This window comes from Ruegeria sp. BG6, from assembly GCF_056538465.1.
This window is the reverse complement of the sequence record NZ_JBQFTB010000019.1, coordinates 23343-45175: the sequence shown is the minus strand read 5'-3', so window position 1 is coordinate 45175 and position 21833 is coordinate 23343. Positions and strand designations below refer to the sequence as shown.

Sequence of the window (21833 nt, the reverse complement as noted above, 5' to 3'; positions counted from 1 at the left end):
TCTATCCGCACCATAATGAAATTCAATTATTCATAATAGTTTGCACGATTCGGATAGCCAGTCACAAACTCAGGTTACACTATCGATCTCGAACACAGAAAACCTGTTAACGTCCTCGGAGTGCCTCATGAAGAAGCTAACATTTTCAATTGCTGCGCTGTTGGTATCGTCAACTGCTCTGTACGCGCAGGCCGCCGATCTGGTCTTTACCAACGCTTCCGTCCTTACCATGAATGACGATGCGCCGACCGCGCAGGCCGTTGCAGTCATGGGTAACCAGATAACCTATGTTGGCGATGTCGCGGGGGCAGAGGCGCTGATCGGTGATAACACCGAAGTTCTGGACTTGGGCGGGGATACCCTGCTGCCGGGCTTTGTGTCAGGCCACGATCACATCGTTGCCTCGGGCTGGACGTCGCGCGGTGTCAGTCTGTTTGGTATTGAAACACTTGAGGAGGCATTGGCCGCAGTCAAGGAATATGCCGATGCAAACCCTGACGAGGAGTTGATCCTTGGTTATGGGTTCAATCAGGTCGCCTATGGCGGGTGGCCCACAAAAGAAGATCTGGATTCGGTGGTTTCTGACCGTCCGGCCTTTATCCTCGACTTCACAATTCATGACGTTTGGATGAACTCCAAAGCGTTTGAAGCGGGTCAAGTCAGCCCTGATGAAGAGGATCAGGTGCCGGGCGTTATGTTCTGGCAGCGTGACGCGGAAGGCAACCAGACCGGAATCGGAATTGAGTTCCAGTGGGCTGCGGCATTTCGAAATGCAGGCGCTTGGGACCCGGCAGGTGAAATTCCTGATATCCAGAAAAACCTCTACGATCAGGCGGTCAAAACCGGAATCACAGCAGTGCACGTGCCTTTGATGGCTATGCCGACAGTTACCGATCTGTCGCTTGTGAAAGATGATGAGAAACTCGCACTGGCCCATCTGCACGAACTGGAAAAGAACGGTGAGTTGACGATCCGCACTTTTGTTGCGACGGGGTTCAAGGACCCGACCGCCACTGCTGACGAAATCGTGGAACACACACTCGAATTACGCGAGCAGTACGACAGCGACATGCTGCGCATCTGGGGCATAAAGATCCATCCGGAAGGGAACTGGAGTTCAAAAACCGCCTGGATGCTGGACGACTACGCGGACGGGTCTGCGACGCGCGGTGCGGCTGCCATTGAAGGCCCAATGATAACTTCGGTCTATCTGCATGCCAATCAGAACGGGCTTCCGGTGGGCACTCACGTCGATGGATCACAAACAGTACGCAACACGGTGGACGCGATCATGACCGCGCGCGGCGCTGGTTATGACGTTCCCAACAACCTGCTACACCATTATTTCTGGGTGTCCGATCAGGACCATGAAACAGTCATTGAGAATGGAATCATGGTAAATACGACGCCTATTTTCCACGTTGATTGGGAAAACCAGGATGTTAACGCTTTGGACCTGTTGGGGCGCGCAAAGGTCGAAGCGATTTTTGCCCGCTATTCCTCGCTGATGGCCCTTGGGCACAACGTATCGATCTCTTCGGACGTACCATCTTCGCCGATTGATCTGATCGGTCCACTGCTAAATGTTGAGATTGCGATGACATTGCAGGACCCACTGAATCCGGACAGCAAGCCGTTCCCGTTGTCCCGCAAACCGGCCTCATTGGAAGAGTCTTTGAAAGCAGTCACGATCTATCCTGCCGCGCAGCAAGCGATGGAGGACAAAATAGGCTCCATCGAAGTGGGAAAATATGCCGACCTTGTTGTTCTTGATCAGGACATAACTGCAGTCGAACCGCGTGATATTTCAAACATCAAGGTGTTAGGCACGCTTATGGATGGGCGGTTCACGCATCGTGACGGCATTTAACTGTCAAGGCAGTTGAGGCTGGGGGCGAACAATGCCCCTCGCCATTTTAGAGAGGAAGCCGGAAATGAGACGACTTGCCCGATCCACAGCAGCCTTACTGGCCGCAAACCTTTCAATGGTTGCTCATGCTCACGCTGAAGAAGTCGCATTTATCGCCATACTAAGCGTTCCGGCTGAAAACGCACAGGCTTTTGATGCATTGGCCAGAGACATGGTTGAGGCATCTGCCTCCGATGACGGGCTTTTAGTTTACGAATTCGCCCGAGTTGGCGAAACGGTTTATGGCTATGAACGTTACGTGGATGCGGCTGCCCACGCCCGGCACGAAGCCTTGATCGAGCCCTTCATTCCGCAGTTGGTTGAGTTGGCGCAGTTCGAGAAGATCGTCACTCTATCGCGGCTTACGGATGACCATCAGGAACTGTTCCGAGGCATTGGGGCAGAGATTGGCCAACCAATTGCAGCGGCAGCGCGAGGGATATCCGAATAGTTCCGCGATTGCGACGAATGTATAAGGACAGCCTAACGACAAATCAAAACGGGGTACGATAGCAAAATATGAAAAACCCTCTTTATACTTGTGCAGTGCTCTTCGCCGGGCTGATCGGTGTTCAAGCCAATGAAGCCCATGCTTGTGACGCGGCTTGTCAGGCAGCGCGGAAGGCTGCGAACCCGCTTGCGGACACAAAAGCACTAATCACGGACAATACAATCGCCTTCAGGACCGGGACGAACGATGACGAAAGCTACAACTTTCAGCTACAGCCCGTATATTCAGTTCCACTGACAGACGCCACATTGGTGCTTCGGGGCATTGTGCCGATCCAAGGTGTCCAGCCCGGAGCCGTATTGCCACCTGGAATTGTCGATCCATCGACAGAAAATGATCTGACCTGGGGCATCGGTGATTCAACTGTACAGGCATTTTATTCACCTACGCCGGGAGAAAGCGGAATCGCGCTTGGCTATGGCCTGCAAGTTTCTCTGCCAACGCACACGAATGACGCCTTGCAAGGTGCCGGTTGGGGCGCTGGCCCTGCCTTTGTCATGTTTGGGCAAACCGGTGATCTGTCATGGGGTGGCGTTATTGCTCATATGTGGGGCGAGAACGATTTCAACGTAACCATCCTGCAACCCATTCTGAACTACGGTTTGGGAGAGGGCTGGTACATCGGGTACAACAACGTCCTTTCGTACAACTGGAATGCCGCTGGCAATGATGAAGCTTGGGCAATTCCACTGGGTTTGACCGCCGGTAAGACGTCGATCATCAATGAGACTAAGGGCACCGCTATGGATGTCAGTGTCGGATATTACACTTTAGAGCGCAGACCTGACGGCGGACCGGACAGACAACTAAAACTGGGTTTGTCGTTCTTTTTTTGATTGGCGGTTTAGAAACATGATCCAGGAGACTGCTTTCAGCGAATGGGGACAACAAAAACACGAGAGAGAACGATCCTTTGCATATTGGACCCCGGCCGAAAACTGGAATCCGTCGCAACTATGAGGAACAAGTGGACCACTGAAATGACAAGCAACCTGATCGCTCTAGTAATTTTAGTTCTTGCGTTCGCACACATTCAAGCTGCTCAGGCGGAGATTGCCCAAGTCCCGCAAAAACCTGCTGCCCAATCTTCTCCTTCAGGGGCAAAGCGTTTTGACATGTCTGAGCGCTTACTTGACTTGGCCATTGCCGCAAGCTCCACAGCGCTAGATGATCCTATTCAGGAGCATGTTGCGGTTAGCTGGCGTGATTTGAAAACAACCCTAAAGTCTCTGGAAACCCCATTTGAAAAGCTGCCATATCCGTTGTTGAACGCTATGCGAACGCAAGTTCGTTGGCGAACATCCAGTGCCAGTGAGCGCTCTAATCCTGATCTAATAAAAGAATACAAGGCGGCCAATGGTGTTCTGTCCGCCCATGATGTCGACGTAGAAAGGCTCATGCAAGAGCGCCGAAAAATCATTGCGCAAAACAACTCAATCGGGCGCGGCCCAAATTTAGAAATTCTGGGGACCACAATCAGGCTGCCGGGGTACATAGTGCCACTGACAATCGATGGAGCAGTTGTAACCGAATTCCTGTTTGTACCCGTTGCCGGTTCTTGCGTTCATACACCTTCGCCGCCACCGAACCAGATCATTCATGTAGTTTACCCTAAGGGCATCGAGTTCAAATCGATTTTCGATGCATATTGGATCGAAGGCGAACTGCTAGCTGAACGCCGAGTCAGCGACGTTACATTCTACGACGGCGCTACAAACGTGGAATCCATTTATGAACTCAACGCGCATATTGTTGAAGCATTCACCTAGTGATTTCGAAGAAGCTCATCCGCCAAAAAGCCGAGAGTTAATGTCGCGCTTCATTCGTTTCGCCTATTTGGATGGCAATACATTCAGGACGCGCTAGCCGGCGTAACAAAGGCTAACATCAGCGCAGAGTGCAGCCAATGTGTTCAGAGTTAAGAACGGCGGCTTTGTCCCGCTTAGCGGTCGCTCGCTGCAACTTGCTTGAACGTCTGCAATGCGGACTTTGCAGACATCCGCAGTATTGCTCCAAAGGACCGCAGTCAGCCCAAAGCGGACCTTCAAAACCGAGTTTGCAATGTCCGAGAGGCGAACAAGTCCGTTCATTCGCATTTACCGCTGCAATACCCGCAACCGGCCCGGCCGGGCATTTTCGGCTAAAAGTCCATTCGAACAAACCTAAAAGCAGTTTGTTAATTTGGTTTTGAAACAAATACGCTGGTTTCTGGGTTCAGATCATCATTCGGATCCGTCAAAATGCCAGCTAGAAAGGAAACCAAGATAGGTCTATCCTTAGTATCAAGGCAGAGCATGTGGTTATTGTCCCCGTCACCCAGATCGGCAAGCGCGGCGGGCGTAACTGTGCGTTGAGATCCATCTTCGGCCTCTACGATGATCCTGTACAGATCGCGTTCCGCATCGCCAGGTTCCTTGCCGTTCGCCAGCGTAACGCCACCCGCCCAAGTTACCCGAATGGCCTGTACGATGTTGTCACTTGGACAAAGGCTTCCTCTGGTTCGGCGTGGCCCCAAGTTTCCGACCAAAGTCCAATCTTCGACAACCTCGGCCAAGATCAATGGCGGCCCGTCTTCCAGCGGAGTCACGGCTACAGTGGCACCGCGAAAATCAAGTGTTCCATCGATGGAATGAAGGTGTCCAATAACCTCGACTTCAAACGGTGGATCCTCGGAAACGTTCCCAAAATCCCCGATCAGAAGCAAAGTGCGCAATTCACCGGGATCGGTAGCAGGCAACACTGACGCACAGTGCATTGTTCCGATCTGACCTGACTTTGTTACAACTCTGAAGTCACCTGCCTGCAAAGTTTCCAGATCTACCTCGGTTGAAAAGATGACGGGCATCCCGTCTTTGCCCCTGGAACCTCTGCAAATGAGATTTGCTACGCGGGGCAACGCCTCGAGCCCGTGGAAAGCGGAAAGCAACTCGGCATCTTGTCCTCCAGCTGAACTCGGCAATCCGAGGTTTGGGGTTGTATCTTCAAGTTCTCGACTTGAAACGTCCTGCGCGCACAAAGCCGCCCCCGACAAGACAAACGCAGTGGCAGGTGCGAGCAATCTGATCGCTTGGCTCCATTTCCTAAACTGCTTCAGCAATTAGGTTTTTCTCCATATTTGGTCCGCGTTGCTGCGGGCTTTCGAGCTGTAACGTGTTGGAGTTTTACAGACGCACGCAAACAAATTTGGTCTAACTTGCCGCTATGCGGTCGCCAACAACGCATCGGAAAGCTCGTATTCCGAAAGGGCCCCTGGTGCACCTATTGCAACAAGCCTTGTTTCAGGTTTTCGGTGGCCCCATGCGCCATCCCTTGCGATGTCCATGCGCTTTCCGACAACCTGTACAAGAATGCGATGATCCGGATCCTCTTCACTGAATACAAAGCCCTTAAGGCGATAAACATCACCCGGAAGCTTTCGAATTGCACTCCGAAGAGAAGATAAGCTTATCGGGCGTTCAGCTTTCATCATCGTTGTTGAGAAGCTGTCCGAGTGATCAGAGTGGTGGCAACCACAATCGGGCCCATGTTCATGATGATCGGGTATTTCTGTTTCGAGCTGTTCGGCGGCAAAGCGACCAACTGAAAGAAGTATATCCAGTGGGACATCTGCGTTGACGGCTTCGACCAGACGATATCGACGGAAGCGAGACCCGAGCCAATCGTGCACCCTTTGAACAGCCGCCCTGTCGATGAGGTCGACCTTGTTCAAAATAACCATGTCCGAGAACGCGATTTGACGGAGCTTCAATTCCATTTGTTCCGGCGCAGAAAAAAGCTGTTCCGCATCGACCAGGCACATGAGGCTGTCCAAGCGGATCATGTCCCGAAACTTTTGATCGGTGAATGTCATTGCAATTGATGACGGGTCCGACACTCCGCTCGCTTCAAGGACGATGTATTCCGGTTTCTCAGGCCGGGCGAGAACGGCTTCTACCGTTTCGATCAGGTCATCGCGGATCGAGCAACAAACGCAGCCATTTGCCAAACTCATCACATCATCTTCGAGACCGACGACCAAGTCGGCGTCAACGTTTATTGATCCAAAATCATTCACCAGAACCGCAACCCGCAACCCGTGATTGCCTGTCAGGATGCGGTTCAGAAGTGTCGTCTTACCGGCCCCAAGAAAGCCGGTAAGGATCGTGACAGGGATTGCGGATGTAGAACCAAACTCGATCATGTCTTTACTCCGCTTTCTTCTTGCGGTTCGGAATGACATCATCGACCTTGATGACGAAATCACTGGGCCACTCGGGATCGGGAGCCCGGAATACATCAGCTGGGTAGTATTCTTTAGGATCGATCTCCATGTCCCGGTACTTCTGGTCTTGCTGTTCAGCACGTGATGACCGCGGTGCTGGCGGCTTGATTACATCCGGCAATGTGATCTTGCCTTCTGCTTCCATCTTGCCCAATTCGCGGAATGGCGCGACCGAACCAGATTTTCCGGGAAGTGTCGCCTTCCGATACCAGATTGCATCTTTGGTGACGTTGACGACGGCGACGTCCAAACCCCAAGCGAACAGCCCATCGTAGTGGGCACGGATTCCCGCCAGCATTTCGGCATCGATGTCCTCGTCTTGCGTATAGTGGGTTACCATTGCAAGCCGCGGGCGCGCCTCAGCCATCATCTTACCGACCGCATAGTGCGATGTATGGTGCGTATCGATTGTGTAGTTGAACAGCTCTTGCGGCAGACCGTATTTGTAGGTCATCAACTGACCGATATCCTGTCCGGACATTTCGGTCACAAACACATCGACGCCTTTTCCGTATTCAAGACTCAGTTCATCGGGGCGGCCGTCGCCGGTCCAAACAAAGCTCAGTCCATTCCAATCCAGCCGATACCCGACTGCACCGTCTTTGGCGTGGCTACGAGGCCAGGACCGAACAGTCACACCATCTTCGTCATAGACGATGCCGCCTTCTTGACGGAAATCGAATTCGTTAACTTCGATCTCGTAGCCGTCCCCAATCGGGAACACATCGAAGGCCTCAAGATGCCATTTGAGCATCTGCTGCATGCCTTTCACCATTCCGGCTGTACCAAGCTCTGGTGTCCGACCAGAAGGGCCGTGAATGCGCAGCGGCGTGTATCCACCAGACCAAGCCCGGAACGGGTAGATGTAAGGGATGTCTGCATAGTGATCGACATGCAGGTGTGTGATGAAGATGTCGTTGATCAACTGCCCCGGAACCTGCATCCCGATAATGTTGCGGACGCAGCCCGAGCCGAAGTCGAAGAAGAACCTCTTTCCATTACCCAATTCTACCATGATGCAAGTCCCAGCCTGATCTTCGCGGGGCGGAAATGGCGTCGAACCACAGAACGATATCCGCATTTCGTCGGGCCCGAGGTCCTCGGAAAGCGGGAAATAGTTCGCATTCGAGCCCGTCATGTATTTGGTAGGACGGAAGTACTCCGGCAGAGTGATGCCCCCGGCAGGCCTGCCGCCGTACGGGTTCTTTAGGCTTTCGCCTAGTGGTCCATCACCGGGGTGCGCCTGTGCAGTTCCTGTACCGAAGCTAACGGCACCGGTTGCGACCGCACCTGCTGCCAGTCCCTGCATAACGTGTCGCCGGGAAGGGTTTTCGATGTCGTCAGATTTCTGGATCTGTTCGTTCTTAAGTTCTTTGTCGTTGTCTTCTTTTGTCATGGCTATGCCCTTAGTTGGAAATGCTACGAAGGTTGCGCTTCACCATCCGGCGAAGCTCGTTAACGAGTTCGGATCTGATGTGGGCCCATTCCGCGCGCTCTGAGGCTGTGATCGATGCGTCATCCAACAGCGCAGTAACTTTCTTTAGGTCTTCGATTGCCTCGCTGAGTAACGCATCCGTTTCGGTACGCCCTGAAAGCGCATCGGAAAGATCTGGAAGCTCATCACTCAGTTCCCAAGTCACTGGATAATCCCCGGTTCCCACTATCTATTCTCACATCAAGATGAGTGCGGTTGACGACATATGCCAAGTGAGTCACCGTGAGTTGGGGGGGTGAGTTTGCTTTGAACCAAGCTAATGAATTGTCGATAGATCAAGATGTTGCACCGCCATCGCCGGAGCTTGTTCGACAGGCACTTCAGAGCGTTGTGTCCAGCGTCGCGTTCCAGGCTTCGCCTCGACTCCAACAATTTCTTACTTACGTGGTCGAAGAAACTCTCGCGGGTCGCGGTACCCAGATCCGGGGTAAAGCAATCGCGGTCGAAGTCTACGGTCGGAGTATTGATGGCACTGGTGGTCGAAACCTTGTCCGCGTCGAAGCCAGGCGCCTGCGGCGACTGCTACATGAGTTTTATGAAGATCAATGGGACGGTGAGGGAGTTCGCATTTTTGTTGATTCCGGCGGATACAAACCACGGTTTTCGCAAGGCAGGACGACAGGAAGCGACAACTCAAATGCTCAGGATAGCGATCTGCTTGGCGGGAATCGACGTCTGGTGCAACTGCTGCCAATTGGGCTGGGTTGCCTAGTGTTGATCGCGGTGACAGGCTTGTGGTTCACTCGGGATAACAAGGCGGTTTTGCCCACAGCTCAATCCATCGAACAGGCTGAGCGAACTGCTCTTGGCGAGCAGTCTTTGACAAGGCTTCAGGCGGCTAATCTTGCGGATCAGGCCCGAGGCATGTTTTTTCCTGTTTTTGACGTCAAGCGCCAGCAAATAGCACTGGGAATGTTTCAGCATGCCGCGGAGCTCGACCCCGCACTCTCGGACGGTTATGCCGGATCGGCACAGGTCCTGGCGACTTTGGCCATGCTGTCCCCTGATAATGCACAAAGAGATGACCTCTTTAGCCAAGCTTCCGAGATGTCGGAAAGAGCGCTTGATCTATCTCCCACCGATGCATGGGCAAACGGCGCAAATGGTTGGGTGTTGGCCACCCAAAACAATCCAGTCGAGGCTATGAAATTCGCAAGACTGTCGGTCGAGCTTGCGGCGAATGATGGTCATATTCTGGATCTTGTCGGCATCACCGCCATCATGGCGGGCGCCCCAGAACTTGCGGCTGAGGTTAGCGATCCAGAAAGACTCAGGTCAGGATCGGGCCGCTTTGGCGCACGAAACATTTGGGGTGTATCGCAACTGATGCTCGGGAAATACGAAAAGGTAGTAGACGCCTTTAAAGGAGCGCCCGCAGCCGGTGCGCCTGTGAGTGCTCCTTCTCTCCTGTTCCAAGCCGTTGCGCAGGATCAGTTGGGACATACCGAAGAAGCTCAGCGACTTATTTCCGAAATGCGCAAAACGTGGCCGGAGTTTCCATCTGAGTTTCTCGCCGGCAGGATTTTCCAAAATGATGACGCAACGCGGCAAGTGATCCTGGATACTCTGATCAGATACTGATGAAACGTGTCGCATGTTTGTCGACGCAAAGTCTGCTTTCCGCGCATTGCTGTCATTGGGGCAACGCGCAGCACCGGCCAAAGTGGGCTCAGCGCAGACCTTCGCTGCACGTAAAGCGAACGTCAGCTTTGCGTGCATAACGAACGTCGTTTCTTTCCAAATAGGCGTTGGATAGTTATAATCCTCGCATGTCAAAGCGGGACAAACTCAAGCGTAACCGTATGAAGCGGTACGAAGATTTAGCATCGCGTCGAAACTACGTTGAACCGATGCAATACTTGTTTGGGCAGCTGAAAGGCGCTGTTGATAAGGGCAATCATGACAAGGCTATCAAGATTGCGATGTTTCTCATTCCATTTGGGCATGCCAAAGCTCTGCCGCGGAAACAGGATAGAGATGAGGTGGGTACCGACCGCCTTATAGTCAGCTTCACGTTGGACTGATTAAATCCGAGACGTCCGATGCTTTAGATCCTATAGGATCGAACGGTTCATCCATCACAAATCGTATGGGTGACTAATTGGGGGACTGGGGGCGTAAAAATATCCCAATGGATTGATTATAAGGAATTATTTGGGAAATAGTGGTGCCCAGGAGAGGACTCGAACCTCCACGTCCATACGGACACTAGCACCTGAAGCTAGCGCGTCTACCAATTCCGCCACCTGGGCAGGTGTCGTGGAGGGGCGTTTAAGCCTACAGGCGGGGGGCGTCAACAGGATTCGGGAAGTTTTTTGAAAGTTTTTTGATGCGCGCATTCGAGGCGCGGGACAGGTGCCGGACTGAAATAGATTTATCGCCGGGGCGCGGCGTTATTGTGCCTTGTTTGCAGTGCTCTGGGGCGATAGATCGGATCAGGACCCATTTAGCAGGAGCCGTTTCATGTCCAAGCTGGTCACGATTTATGGTGGATCGGGATTCGTAGGTCGCTACGTTGCGCGCCGTATGGCGGCTCAGGGGTGGCGTGTTCGAGTCGCGGTGCGGCGCCCGAACGAGGCGATGTTCGTCAAGCCGTATGGTGCAGTGGGGCAGGTCGAGCCGATCCTATGCAATATTCGCGATGATGCCTCGGTGGCCCTGGCCATGAAAGGTGCCGATGCCGTCGTCAACTGTGTTGGGGTTCTGAACGAGCTGGGAAAAAACACGTTCGACGAAGTGCAGGCTGAGGGCGCGGAACGGATCGCGCGGCTGGCTGCGGAACAGGGTGTGGCCCGGATGGTTCACATCTCGGCAATTGGTGCGGATGCGGAGGCGGACAGCGTCTATTCGAGAACCAAGGCCAAAGGCGAGGCGGCCGTTCTGGCCCATATGCCGGATGCCGTGATATTGCGCCCATCCGTTATTTTCGGGACCGAAGATCAGTTCTTCAACCGCTTTGCCGGCATGGCGCGCCTTGGGCCATTTCTACCCCTGGCCGGTGCAGAAACACGGTTTCAGCCGGTTTATGTCGATGACGTGGCCAAAGCCGCTGTTTTGGGCATTCTGGGTCAGGCAGAAGCGGGTATTTACGAACTTGGCGGTCCCGAGGCCAAATCGTTCCGTGAGCTGATGCAACAGATGCTGGGGGTTATCCACCGGAAGCGCATCATTATCGGGTTGCCATTCTTTGCGGCGCGTATCATGGCCGGAGTGCTGGATATTGTGAAGTTTGTCAGCTTTCAGCTGTTCCCAAATACGATCCTGACACGTGATCAGCTGAAGAACCTGCGCCATGACAATGTTGTTTCGGATGGTGTGAAGTCTTTCCCGGACCTCGGGATTGAGCCTGCAACGCTTGAGTCGGTTCTTCCGGATTACCTGTGGAAATTCCGCCCGGCCGGTCAGTATGACGACATTCAGAATTCGGCCGGAAACCTGCGGATCTGATCAACTGTAGGCGATTGTCAGCAGTATGACGCCCAGAAAAACGCGATAGATGACGTATGGCGTAAAGCTGACGCTGCGCAAAAGGCGCATCATGAGGCTGAGGGCAAGGAGCGCGGAAAAGAACGCGAAGGCCGCCGCAATCGCGCCGTCTTTGGCCAGTTGCGCGTCCGCGTTTCGGACCACGTCCACGGACAATAGTGTCCCCGAGGCAAGGATCGTCGGGATCGACATTAGCATGGCGATCCGCGCGCCATCCTCCCGCGTGTAGCCAAGGTGGCGTGCGCCTGTGATCGTGATGCCGGATCTTGACGTGCCAGGGATCAGGGCCAGCACCTGCCATAGTCCCATGATCACCGCATCTCGCAGGCTCCAGTCACCGGCGTGTTTGGACTGAGGTCCTTTTTGGTCCACCCAGTACAGCAGTAGGCCAAATCCAAGCATTGTCCAGCCGATCACGGCGATGGACCGAAGGCTTTGGCTGAGACCGGTCAGGTAAAGGACGGCGCCAACCATGACCGTCGGGATCGTCGCAATGATCAACCCGGCGGCCAGCCTGGATTGCGGCGTATCAAGTCGGCCGCTTAGTGCTCGGGGAAGTCCGGCGAAGGCCTGTTTAACATCTGTCCAAAAATACAGAACAACAGCGCCCAATGTACCGACATGCACGGCCACATCGATGGCCAGGCCCTGATCATCCAGCCCGGTAAGGCTGGGCAGCAGGATCAGGTGCCCCGAAGAGGAAACCGGCAGAAATTCGGTTATTCCCTGAATAATCGCCGCAAGAATCAATTGAAAAATGCTCATCCGCCCGCCGTGACGCTGCCGTGTTTTCCTTATGAACAATGGGTATAAGCGTGATGAAGAAAAGAAAAGCAGGCAGATAGGTCCGAATCGGTTCTAAAATCTGACAAATTCCCAGAATTTTTTCGCCATTGCGTGCTAATTTGTTAAAATATGTCAGTACAATTGACTTTTCATCCGACCTGCGATCTCTTAAAGAAAGCCGACCTAGCCAATTCATGGAGTCCGACCCGTGGCCAAGCAACCGATGCTGAAATTTGTGCACATCGACCGCGTCATGCCCAAAAAGCGTGCCGCTGATGACCGCAAGGAAGACTTTTCCGAGATTTATGCCGAGTTTGCTGCCGAAAAGGCGGTTGAGCAGGCAAGTCGCTGCAGCCAGTGCGGTGTTCCCTATTGTCAGTCGCATTGTCCGCTGCACAACAATATTCCGGATTGGCTGCACCTGACTGCTACCGGGCGCCTGGAAGAAGCCTATCAGACCAGCCAGGCGACCAATACCTTCCCAGAAATCTGCGGCCGAATCTGCCCGCAGGACCGCCTGTGTGAAGGTAACTGCGTGATTGAACAATCCGGCCACGGAACGGTCACCATCGGGACGATCGAGAAATACATCACTGACACCGCCTGGGACAATGGCTGGGTTAAACCGGTCGCGCCGGGTGCCGAGCGCAGCGAAAGTGTCGGTATCATTGGTGGTGGCCCCGGTGGCTTGGCTGCAGCCGACATGCTGCGCCGTGCAGGTGTTCAAGTGACGGTTTATGATCGTTATGACCGGGCCGGGGGCCTGTTGATGTACGGTATCCCGGGTTTCAAGCTGGAAAAGGACATCATTCAGCGCCGCAACGATCTGCTGGCCGACGGTGGGGTCGCGTTCGAGCTGAACTGTGACGTTGATGCGGACAAATTCGAAGAAATCCGCGCCAAGCATGACGCCGTGATCATCGCGACCGGCGTTTACAAGTCCCGCGATCTTTCCATGCCGGGCAGTGGTCTGGGCGGGATCGAGAAAGCCATCGACTTCCTGACTGCCTCGAACCGCAAGAGCTTTGGCGACGCGGTCGAAGATTTTGACAATGGCCGGCTGAACGCCGACGGCAAGAAGGTTGTTGTCATCGGCGGCGGCGACACCGCGATGGACTGCGTGCGGACCTCGATCCGTCAGGGCGCGACCTCGGTCAAATGCCTCTATCGCCGGGACCGGGCCAATATGCCGGGATCGCAACGCGAAACCCAGAACGCCGAGGAAGAAGGCGTCATCTTCGAGTGGCTCAGCGCACCCAAAGGCTTTACCGGTGACGACAAGGTCTCTGGCGTGATGGTGCAGAAGATGCGTCTGGGTCAACCCGATGCTTCGGGCCGTCAAGCCCCCGAAGTGATCGAAGGCGCAGACTATGTCGAAGAGGCCGATCTGGTCATCAAGGCGCTGGGGTTCGAACCTGAAGACCTGCCCAGACTGTTTGGTCAGCCCGACCTGCCCGTAACCCGCTGGGGCACCGTCAAGGCCGCGTTCCAGACCGGTGAGACCGAGATGGACGGCGTCTATGCCATCGGAGACATCGTACGCGGTGCCTCGCTGGTCGTATGGGCGATCCGGGATGGCCGCGACTGCGCCGACGCGATTATCGAGCGTTTCAACAGCAGGGCTGCCGTCGCAGCCGAATAACCCGAAAGCCCAGCGACAGGAGGGTCAGAATGCCCGAATTGCAAGGCCAATGTATGTGCGGCGCGGTCACAGTGACCGCTACTCCGGCGAAGGAATCGCTGGGCGCATGCCACTGCGATCAATGCCGCCGTTGGACCAGTTCGATGCTGATGACTTTTCAGGCTGAATCCGGTTACGCGGCATTGGGGCCTGTAAAGACTTATGCATCGTCCGACTGGGCCGAGCGTGCCTTCTGCGCGGATTGCGGTTCGGCGCTTTGGTACCGGATCACCCTGCCGGGCGAGTTGCACGGACATACACAGATGGCGGCGGGCCTGTTCGAAGATACGGGCCACAAGCTGCAACTGGAACTTTTTATCGACAAAAAGCCCGATGGGTACGCGTTTGCAGGCGAGCGCAAGCAAATGACCACAGCCGAGGTCGAAGCCATGTTTGCCCAGCCGGAAGAAGGAGACAATCAATGACCAAATATGATGCCGATTGGGTGCGGGCCGAAGAGGCCAAACGCAAATGGCTGGCGGAAAACGGTCTCTATTCCGAGGAAGAAGAGCATTCTTCCTGCGGTGTCGGTCTTGTTGTTTCCGTTGACGGCAAGAAAAGCCGCAAGGTTGTGGATGCCGGAATCGATGCGCTCAAGGCGATCTGGCACCGCGGCGCCGTGGATGCCGACGGCAAAACGGGTGACGGCGCGGGTATCCATGTGCAGATCCCGGTTCAATTCTTCTATGACCAAATTCGGCGCACCGGTCACGAGCCCAACCTGAGCGAACTGATCGCCGTTGGTCAGGTCTTTCTGCCGCGTACTGATTTTGGCGCGCAGGAGCGTTGCCGGACCATCGTGGAAACCGAAGTTCTGCGCATGGGCTATTACATCTATGGTTGGCGTCACGTGCCGGTTGACGTGACCTGTCTGGGTGACAAAGCCAACGCGACACGGCCCGAGATCGAACAGATCCTGATATCGAATTCCAAGGGTGTGGACGAAGAGACGTTCGAGCGTGAGCTGTACGTGATCCGTCGCCGCATCGAAAAGGCGGCAATGGCCGCCGGGATTTCCGGCCTGTACCTGGCCTCGCTGTCTTGCCGCTCGATCATCTATAAAGGCATGATGCTGGCCGAACAGGTGGCTGTTTTCTATCCCGATCTGATGGATGAGCGTTTTGAATCGGCGTTCGCGATCTACCACCAGCGCTATTCCACCAACACCTTCCCGCAATGGTGGCTGGCCCAACCCTTCCGTATGCTGGCCCATAACGGCGAGATCAACACGCTGAAGGGCAACATCAACTGGATGAAAAGCCATGAGATCCGCATGGCCAGCGGCACCTTTGGCGACTATGCCGAAGACATCAAGCCGATCATTGCAGGCGGATCGTCGGATTCGGCTGCATTAGACTCTGTTTTTGAGGTTCTGGTGCGCGCGGGCCGCTCGGCCCCGATGGCGAAAACCATGCTGGTTCCTGAAAGCTGGTCCAAGCAGGCGGTCGAACTGCCGCAGGCGTGGCGCGACATGTATTCCTACTGCAACTCGGTGATGGAGCCATGGGACGGCCCTGCCGCGCTGGCCATGACTGATGGCCGCTGGGTCTGCGCCGGTCTGGATCGGAACGGGTTGCGCCCGATGCGCTATGTGGTGACGGGCGATGGTCTGGTCATCGCCGGGTCCGAGGCCGGCATGGTGCCGATCAACGAGGCGACCGTGGTCGAAAAAGGTGCGTTGGGTCCCGGGCAGATGCTGGCCGTGGACATGAAAAAGGGCAAACTGTTCCGCGACACTCAGATCAAGAACAAACTGGCCCGCGCGCTGCCGTTTGGCGAGTGGGTCGGCAAGATCAACGATCTGGATACCACCTTGGCTGGTGTGACCGAGCGACCGCTGTTCAAAGGCGAGGAGTTGCGCAAGCGCCAGATCGCCGCCGGATATTCGGTCGAGGAACTGGAGCAGATTCTGGCACCGATGGCCGAGGACGGAAAAGAGGCGCTGGCCTCGATGGGGGACGACACACCCTCGGCGGTGCTGTCCAGGCAATACCGCCCGCTCAGCCATTTCTTCCGTCAGAATTTCAGCCAGGTGACCAACCCGCCCATCGACTCGCTTCGCGAATATCGCGTGATGTCGCTGAAAACGCGGTTTGGCAACCTCAAGAACGTGCTGGACGAAGACAGCAGCCAGACCGAGATCATTGTGCTGGAAAGCCCCTTTGTCGGGAACACGCAATGGGAGAAGCTGGCAGAAAACTTCAATGCGACCCTGGCCGAGATCGACTGTTCGTTTGAACCAGGCGAAGGTGCGCTGGGCGATGCTTTGGCCCGTGTCAGAGCCGAAGCAGAAGAAGCCGTGCGCTCGGGCGCCGGGCATCTGGTCCTGACGGATCAGTATTCCGGTCCGGGCAAGGTGGCGATGCCGATGATCCTGGCCACCAGCGCCGTGCACTCTCACCTGATCCGTCAAGGCTTGCGGACGTTCTGCTCGCTGAATGTGCGGTCGGCGGAATGCATCGACCCGCACTATTTTGCCGTGCTGATCGGATGTGGCGCCACCGTGGTCAACGCATATCTGGCCGAGGATTCGCTGGCCGACCGGATCGAACGTGGCTTGCTGGATGGCACGCTGACCGAAAATGTTGCGCGATTCCGCGAGGCAATTGACCAGGGCTTGCTCAAGATCATGGCCAAGATGGGCATTTCGGTGGTGTCGTCGTATCGCGGCGGTCTGAATTTCGAGGCGGTGGGACTGTCCCGCGCCATGGTGGCCGAATATTTCCCCGGCATGACCAGCCGCATCTCGGGCATCGGCGTGCATGGTATCCGGGTCAAGGCCGAGGAGATTCACGCCAAAGGCTGGGACAGCGGTCTGGACGTGTTGCCCATCGGTGGTTTCTACAAGGCGCGTAAATCGGGCGAGACCCATGCGTGGGAAGCGACCTCGATGCATATGATGCAAATGGCCTGTAACAGAGCCTCATATGAGCTGTGGAAGCAGTATTCGGCCAAGATGCAGTCGAACCCGCCAATCCATCTGCGCGACCTGATGGATTTCAAACCACTCGGCAAGCCGATCCCGATTGAAGAGGTGGAATCGATCACCTCAATCCGCAAACGCTTTGTCACGCCGGGCATGTCGCTGGGCGCACTCAGCCCCGAGGCGCACAAGACGCTGAACGTGGCGATGAATCGGATTGGCGCCAAGTCGGACTCGGGTGAAGGCGGCGAAGATCCGGCGCATTTTGTGCCGGAGCCCAATGGCGACAACCCGTCGGCCAAGATCAAACAGGTGGCCTCGGGCCGTTTTGGTGTGACCGCCGAATACCTGAACCAGTGTGAAGAATTGGAGATCAAAGTCGCCCAGGGTGCGAAACCCGGTGAGGGTGGTCAGCTACCCGGCATGAAGGTCACCGACCTGATCGCGCGTCTGCGTCATTCGACCAAGGGCGTGACGCTGATCTCGCCGCCGCCGCATCACGACATCTACTCGATCGAGGATCTGGCGCAGTTGATCTATGACCTGAAACAGATCAACCCGCGCTGCAAGGTGACGGTCAAGCTGGTCGCGTCTTCGGGCGTGGGAACGATTGCCGCCGGTGTGGCCAAGGCAAAAGCGGATATTATCCTTATTTCGGGTCACAACGGCGGCACGGGTGCTTCCCCCGCGACCAGCATCAAATATGCCGGTCTGCCGTGGGAGATGGGTCTGACCGAGGCGCATCAGGTTCTGGCGATGAACAACTTGCGCGACCGCGTCACCCTGCGGACCGATGGCGGCCTTCGGACCGGACGCGACATTGTCATGGCCGCGATGATGGGGGCCGAGGAATACGGCATCGGCACCGCCGCGCTGATCGCGATGGGCTGTATCATGGTGCGTCAGTGCCAGTCGAATACCTGCCCCGTTGGTGTGTGCACACAGGACGAAAGCCTGCGCGCCAAATTCACGGGCAACGCGGACAAGGTTGTGAATCTGATTACCTTCTACGCACAGGAAGTTCGCGAAATCCTCGCCAGCCTGGGCGCGCGGTCCGTGGATGACATCATTGGCCGGGCTGATTTGCTGGCGCAGGTCAGCCGTGGTTCGGCGCATCTGGACGATCTGGACCTCAACCCGCTATTGATCACGGTCGATGGCGCGCATGACATCGTGTATGACCGCGACAAGGATCGGAACGCAGTGCCGGATACAATAGACGCCGAAATTGTCCGCGACGCGGCGCGGTTCCTGAAAGACGGCGAGAAGATGCAGTTGTCCTACGCCATCCAGAACACGCACAGAACCGTGGGCACCCGTGTCTCCAGTCATATCGTGCAGAATTTCGGGATGCGAAACACCTTCCAGCCGGACCATCTGCACGTGAAATTGCAGGGATCGGCCGGTCAGTCCTTGGGGGCCTTTGCGGCTCCGGGTCTGAAGCTGGAAGTGTCGGGTGATGCCAACGACTATGTTGGCAAAGGTCTGTCGGGCGGCACGATCGTGGTGCGTCCGCCGCAGATCAGCCCGCTGAAAGCGGATGACAACACCATTATCGGCAACACTGTCCTGTACGGCGCAACCGACGGTCACCTGTTTGCGGCCGGCCGCGCGGGTGAGCGGTTTGCGGTTCGGAACTCGGGTGCCAAGGTGGTCATCGAAGGGTGCGGGTCCAACGGCTGTGAATACATGACCGGCGGCGTTGCCGTGATCCTTGGTTCCATCGGTGCAAATTTTGGTGCCGGTATGACCGGAGGGATGGCTTATCTGTACGATCCTGACGGTAAGGCGCAGCTTCTGATGAACATGGAGACACTTGTCACCTGTCCGGTCACGGTGAGCCACTGGGTAGATCAGTTGCAAACGCTGATCAAACGTCACGCTGCCGAGACCGGAAGCCGCAAAGCCGCGGATATCCTGCAACACTGGGATGTCGAAAAAACCAACTTCCTGCAGGTGTGCCCGAAGGAAATGCTGAACAAACTCAGCCATCCGCTGAGCGAAGAGATCGCAGCAGTTCCGGCGGAGTAAACAGACCCTAAACAAGGTCAAAACCCTGCGTGTTTTCACAAACGCGCAGGGTTTTCCTTTGCATGCATATGGCACAGGGGCTGAAATTTACCCCGTTCCAAACGCGCCTCATGCGTCGTATAGCAAGGGTATGGCAAAAAAAGCAGCGCGCGGAACGCGTGGTAAGAAATCAAAGGCAACAAAGTCAAAGAAACTGTCTATATCGCGGATTCGCCGCTGGCTGACACGTGGGTTGTTGGCCTGTGTCGCATTTGTAGTCGGTCTTGTGCTGCTCTATTCGGTCGTCAACCCGCCGATCACGCATACAATCTGGTCCGAGTGGCGCCGGTTGGGCAAAGTTGAACGCGACTGGGTTCCGATCGAAGAGATTTCCCCGGTGATGGCGCGATCGGTCGTCGCTGCAGAAGACGCGAATTTCTGCCTGCACTGGGGCTTTGACATCCAGGCCATCCGAGATGCGCTGGAAGATGGTGGCGCACGCGGCGCGTCGACCATTTCGCAGCAGGTCGTCAAGAACGTGTTCCTTTGGCAAGGACGCAGTTGGGTACGCAAGGCGCTTGAAACGTCGATCACGCCGGTTGTCGAACTGTTCTGGAGCAAGCAGCGCATTCTTGAGGTTTATCTGAACGTAGCTGAGACCGGGAACGGGGTTTTCGGGGTCGAGGCTGCCGCGCAAATGCATTTCAACGTATCTGCCGCTAATTTGACGCCGGTTCAGGCCGCGCGGATCGCTGCAATTCTGCCTTCGCCCAGGAACAGATCCGTTACGGATCCGTCGGTTCGCACGCGCCGCCGGGCCGCCGCGATACGGGACGGAGCGGCCACCATCCGCGCAGATGGTCGCGCGGATTGTTTCGAGGATTGAAACCCAAGGCTGCTCAAGGCTAAAGCTTGGTTGTATTCACTGCTTTGATTGGAAGCTCATGGCGCGCCTGTTTCACGTTCCCCTGTCCCCCTATTGCCGCAAGATTCGTCTGTCGCTGGCAGAGAAGAAAATCGAAGTGGAACTGGTTGAGGAACGGTACTGGGAGAAAGATCCGGATTTTCTGCGCCGAAACCCCGCAGGAAAGGTTCCTGTATTGCGCCTGGACGGGCAGGTGATGTCGGAAAGTGCGGCGATCTGCGAGTATATCGAGGAAACCCGCCCCGAACCCGCGCTGATGCCCAAAACGCCCGAAGCGCGCTATGAAGTAAGGCGTCTGGTCGGCTGGTTTGATGACAAGTTTCATCACGAGGTGACATCGAAACTGGTGTACGAACGGGTCAACAAGAAAGTGACCGGGGAAGGCTATCCGGACAGCAAGCGCGTCAAGGAAGGTGCGCGCGCAATCAAGTACCATCTGGACTACATGACATGGTTGCTGGATCAACGCCGCTGGCTGGCCGGGGATCAGATGACGCTGGCGGATTTCGCCGCTGCCGCGCATCTGTCGGCACTGGACTATATCTCGGACGTGGACTGGAATCGCAGCCAGACGGTCCGGGACTGGTATGCCAAGATCAAATCGCGACCGGCGTTCCGGTCCATCCTGGCCGATCAGGTGCCGGGATTCCGGCCTCCGCCCCATTACGCCGATCTGGATTTCTGATAGGGTCGGGGCGCAGGGGGCCTTCCGCCCCCTCTTGGCCCGTCGGGCCAATTCACCCCCGAGGATATTTTTGGCCAGATGAAGAACGGATCGGGTTTGAAAGAAAAGCTGGTCGCCCAGGCGTTAAGCGAGGGCTTTGTGTCCTGTCGGATTTGCAGGCCCTGGGATGTGCCGCAGGTTCCGGGCCGGTTGGAAGCGTTTCTGCGGGCCGGATATCATGGGCAGATGGGATGGATGACAGAGCGCACCCATTGGCGTGGTGATCCGGCAGTTCTGTGGCCGGAGGCCCGGTCGGTGATAATGCTGGCCGAAAGCTACGCGCCCGAGCACGATCCGACCGAAATTCTGAACTATCCCGAAAAAGCGGCGATCTCGGTCTATGCTCAGAACAAGGACTATCATGATCTGGTCAAAAAGCGCCTGAAACGACTGGCGCGCTGGCTGATTGCCGAGGCCGGTGGCGACGTGAAAGTGTTTGTCGATACAGCACCTGTGCCGGAAAAGGCGTTAGGTCAGGCTGCGGGATTGGGTTGGCAGGGAAAACACACTAATCTGGTTAGTCGGGATTGGGGCAATTGGGCCTTCATAGGGTCTGTTTTCACGACATTGGACTTGCCTGCCGATCCAGCGGAGATTGACCGCTGCGGGTCGTGCCGGGCCTGTCTGGATAGTTGCCCAACCGATGCGTTTCCTGCACCGTACCTTTTGGATGCGCGGCGCTGTATCTCGTACCTGACCATCGAGCACAAAGGTCCGGTCGAGGAAGAGCTGCGCGGCAAATTGGGCAACAGGATCTATGGATGTGATGATTGTCTTGCGACGTGTCCGTGGAACAAATTCGCAGTGGCGGCCAGTGATATGCGCTATGCGGCCCGGGATGACCTCAAGGCGCCTGCGTTAACTGATCTTGTGGCACTGGATGATGCCGCGTTTCGGGAGAAGTTTTCCGGCTCGCCCATCAAACGGATTGGTCGCGACCGGTTCGTGCGCAATGTGCTGTATGCCATCGGCAATTCCGGTATTGCAGAACTGTGTAGTGCCGCGCAGGCGCTGGCGGATGACCCTGATCCGGCAGTGGCCGACGCGGCGCGCTGGGCGGTAAAACGGCTGTCGTAAATGCCGCAAACAGGCTGGACGTGACGGCGCAAACCGCTAGACCCT

Annotated in this window: 18 protein-coding genes and 1 tRNA gene; 13 read left to right on the top strand and 6 right to left on the bottom strand. The window is 55.8% G+C overall.

Translation table 11 applies throughout. The features are described 5' to 3' along the window. Positions 1–127: 127 nt before the first annotated feature. The 4 genes from ACR0JW_RS22020 (at position 128) to ACR0JW_RS22005 (ending at position 4189) form a co-directional block, all read left to right on the top strand. Positions 128–1870: an amidohydrolase gene (locus ACR0JW_RS22020; RefSeq protein WP_480714446.1), complete on the top strand. Its 1743-nt coding sequence runs from the start codon at positions 128–130 to the stop codon at positions 1868–1870. 64 nt (positions 1871–1934) lie between these two features. After that, positions 1935–2360, top strand: coding sequence for a putative quinol monooxygenase (locus tag ACR0JW_RS22015; protein WP_480527532.1), 426 nt, complete (start codon positions 1935–1937; stop codon positions 2358–2360). Between the two features lie 68 nt (positions 2361–2428). Further along, on the top strand, positions 2429–3256 hold the full coding sequence (locus ACR0JW_RS22010; RefSeq protein WP_480714445.1) for a hypothetical protein: 828 nt from the start codon (positions 2429–2431) through the stop codon (positions 3254–3256). A 144-nt stretch (positions 3257–3400) separates the two neighbouring features. Next, complete coding sequence (locus ACR0JW_RS22005) at positions 3401–4189, top strand: DUF3299 domain-containing protein (protein ID WP_480714444.1); 789 nt, start codon at positions 3401–3403, stop codon at positions 4187–4189. A gap of 407 nt (positions 4190–4596) precedes the next feature. Here ACR0JW_RS22005 and ACR0JW_RS22000 read toward each other — a convergent pair whose 3' ends face one another. The 4 genes from ACR0JW_RS22000 to ACR0JW_RS21985 form a co-directional block, all read right to left on the bottom strand. Then, complete coding sequence (locus ACR0JW_RS22000) at positions 4597–5517, bottom strand: hypothetical protein (protein ID WP_170825367.1); 921 nt, start codon at positions 5515–5517, stop codon at positions 4597–4599. Positions 5518–5619: 102 nt separating this feature from the next. Then, on the bottom strand, positions 5620–6600 hold the full coding sequence (locus tag ACR0JW_RS21995; RefSeq protein ID WP_170678869.1) for a CobW family GTP-binding protein: 981 nt from the start codon (positions 6598–6600) through the stop codon (positions 5620–5622). 4 nt (positions 6601–6604) lie between these two features. After that, positions 6605–8077, bottom strand: a complete 1473-nt coding sequence (gntH, locus tag ACR0JW_RS21990; RefSeq protein ID WP_480714443.1) for a guanitoxin biosynthesis MBL fold metallo-hydrolase GntH — start codon at positions 8075–8077, stop codon at positions 6605–6607. A 10-nt stretch (positions 8078–8087) separates the two neighbouring features. Then, on the bottom strand, positions 8088–8321 hold the full coding sequence (locus ACR0JW_RS21985; protein WP_170678873.1) for a hypothetical protein: 234 nt from the start codon (positions 8319–8321) through the stop codon (positions 8088–8090). A gap of 101 nt (positions 8322–8422) precedes the next feature. Between ACR0JW_RS21985 and ACR0JW_RS21980 the strand changes: the two genes are divergently transcribed. Both ACR0JW_RS21980 and ACR0JW_RS21975 read left to right on the top strand, forming a co-directional pair. Further along, positions 8423–9757 (top strand): tetratricopeptide repeat protein, encoded by a 1335-nt coding sequence (locus ACR0JW_RS21980; protein WP_170678875.1) that lies wholly within the window; start codon positions 8423–8425, stop codon positions 9755–9757. Positions 9758–9945: 188 nt separating this feature from the next. Further along, positions 9946–10200, top strand: a complete 255-nt coding sequence (locus ACR0JW_RS21975; RefSeq protein WP_170682583.1) for a hypothetical protein — start codon at positions 9946–9948, stop codon at positions 10198–10200. 141 nt (positions 10201–10341) lie between these two features. Here the strand turns inward: ACR0JW_RS21975 and ACR0JW_RS21970 are convergent. Next, positions 10342–10428 (bottom strand) — tRNA-Leu (locus ACR0JW_RS21970). A gap of 211 nt (positions 10429–10639) precedes the next feature. Between ACR0JW_RS21970 and ACR0JW_RS21965 the strand changes: the two genes are divergently transcribed. Then, the gene (locus ACR0JW_RS21965; protein ID WP_170682584.1) at positions 10640–11623 is read left to right on the top strand and encodes a complex I NDUFA9 subunit family protein; all 984 of its coding nucleotides are present in this window, start codon (positions 10640–10642) and stop codon (positions 11621–11623) included. On the opposite strand, the gene ACR0JW_RS21960 is transcribed toward ACR0JW_RS21965, so the two are convergent. Next, positions 11624–12427: an undecaprenyl-diphosphate phosphatase gene (locus tag ACR0JW_RS21960; RefSeq protein ID WP_170682585.1), complete on the bottom strand. Its 804-nt coding sequence runs from the start codon at positions 12425–12427 to the stop codon at positions 11624–11626. 229 nt (positions 12428–12656) lie between these two features. Here ACR0JW_RS21960 and ACR0JW_RS21955 point away from each other — a divergent pair, with 229 nt between their 5' ends. The 6 genes from ACR0JW_RS21955 (at position 12657) to queG (ending at position 21788) form a co-directional block, all read left to right on the top strand. Next, a complete protein-coding gene (locus ACR0JW_RS21955) occupies positions 12657–14090 on the top strand; it encodes an NAD(P)-dependent oxidoreductase (RefSeq protein WP_170825370.1) in 1434 nt (477 codons plus the stop codon). A gap of 29 nt (positions 14091–14119) precedes the next feature. Continuing rightward, positions 14120–14554, top strand: a complete 435-nt coding sequence (locus ACR0JW_RS21950) for a GFA family protein (protein ID WP_170682587.1) — start codon at positions 14120–14122, stop codon at positions 14552–14554. Next, positions 14551–19083 (top strand): glutamate synthase large subunit, encoded by a 4533-nt coding sequence (gene gltB, locus ACR0JW_RS21945; RefSeq protein ID WP_170682588.1) that lies wholly within the window; start codon positions 14551–14553, stop codon positions 19081–19083. The genes ACR0JW_RS21950 and gltB overlap by 4 nt, the downstream gene beginning before the upstream one ends. Before the next feature lie 130 nt (positions 19084–19213). After that, positions 19214–19948, top strand: coding sequence for a monofunctional biosynthetic peptidoglycan transglycosylase (mtgA, locus tag ACR0JW_RS21940; protein ID WP_170682589.1), 735 nt, complete (start codon positions 19214–19216; stop codon positions 19946–19948). A gap of 58 nt (positions 19949–20006) precedes the next feature. Next, positions 20007–20672, top strand: a complete 666-nt coding sequence (fzlA, locus tag ACR0JW_RS21935) for an FtsZ-binding protein FzlA (RefSeq protein WP_170682590.1) — start codon at positions 20007–20009, stop codon at positions 20670–20672. Positions 20673–20750: 78 nt separating this feature from the next. Continuing rightward, positions 20751–21788 carry a tRNA epoxyqueuosine(34) reductase QueG gene (queG, locus tag ACR0JW_RS21930; protein ID WP_170682591.1) on the top strand — a complete coding sequence of 346 codons (1038 nt, stop codon included), beginning with the start codon at positions 20751–20753 and terminating at the stop codon, positions 21786–21788. Positions 21789–21833: the final 45 nt, after the last annotated feature.

Bases quoted from the DNA above. Each gene is read 5' to 3' on its own strand.
- ACR0JW_RS21950 (WP_170682587.1), top strand. From the start codon at position 14,120: ATGCCCGAATTGCAAGGCCAATGTATGTGCGGCGCGGTCACAGTGACC.
- ACR0JW_RS22010 (WP_480714445.1), top strand. From the start codon at position 2,429: ATGAAAAACCCTCTTTATACTTGTGCAGTGCTCTTCGCCGGGCTGATC.
- queG (WP_170682591.1), top strand. From the start codon at position 20,751: ATGAAGAACGGATCGGGTTTGAAAGAAAAGCTGGTCGCCCAGGCGTTA.
- ACR0JW_RS22005 (WP_480714444.1), top strand. From the start codon at position 3,401: ATGACAAGCAACCTGATCGCTCTAGTAATTTTAGTTCTTGCGTTCGCA.
- gntH (WP_480714443.1), bottom strand. From the start codon at position 8,077: ATGACAAAAGAAGACAACGACAAAGAACTTAAGAACGAACAGATCCAG.
- ACR0JW_RS21960 (WP_170682585.1), bottom strand. From the start codon at position 12,427: ATGAGCATTTTTCAATTGATTCTTGCGGCGATTATTCAGGGAATAACC.
- gltB (WP_170682588.1), top strand. From the start codon at position 14,551: ATGACCAAATATGATGCCGATTGGGTGCGGGCCGAAGAGGCCAAACGC.
- ACR0JW_RS21975 (WP_170682583.1), top strand. From the start codon at position 9,946: ATGTCAAAGCGGGACAAACTCAAGCGTAACCGTATGAAGCGGTACGAA.
- ACR0JW_RS22015 (WP_480527532.1), top strand. From the start codon at position 1,935: ATGAGACGACTTGCCCGATCCACAGCAGCCTTACTGGCCGCAAACCTT.
- ACR0JW_RS21995 (WP_170678869.1), bottom strand. From the start codon at position 6,600: ATGATCGAGTTTGGTTCTACATCCGCAATCCCTGTCACGATCCTTACC.
- ACR0JW_RS21965 (WP_170682584.1), top strand. From the start codon at position 10,640: ATGTCCAAGCTGGTCACGATTTATGGTGGATCGGGATTCGTAGGTCGC.
- mtgA (WP_170682589.1), top strand. From the start codon at position 19,214: ATGGCAAAAAAAGCAGCGCGCGGAACGCGTGGTAAGAAATCAAAGGCA.
- ACR0JW_RS22020 (WP_480714446.1), top strand. From the start codon at position 128: ATGAAGAAGCTAACATTTTCAATTGCTGCGCTGTTGGTATCGTCAACT.
- fzlA (WP_170682590.1), top strand. From the start codon at position 20,007: ATGGCGCGCCTGTTTCACGTTCCCCTGTCCCCCTATTGCCGCAAGATT.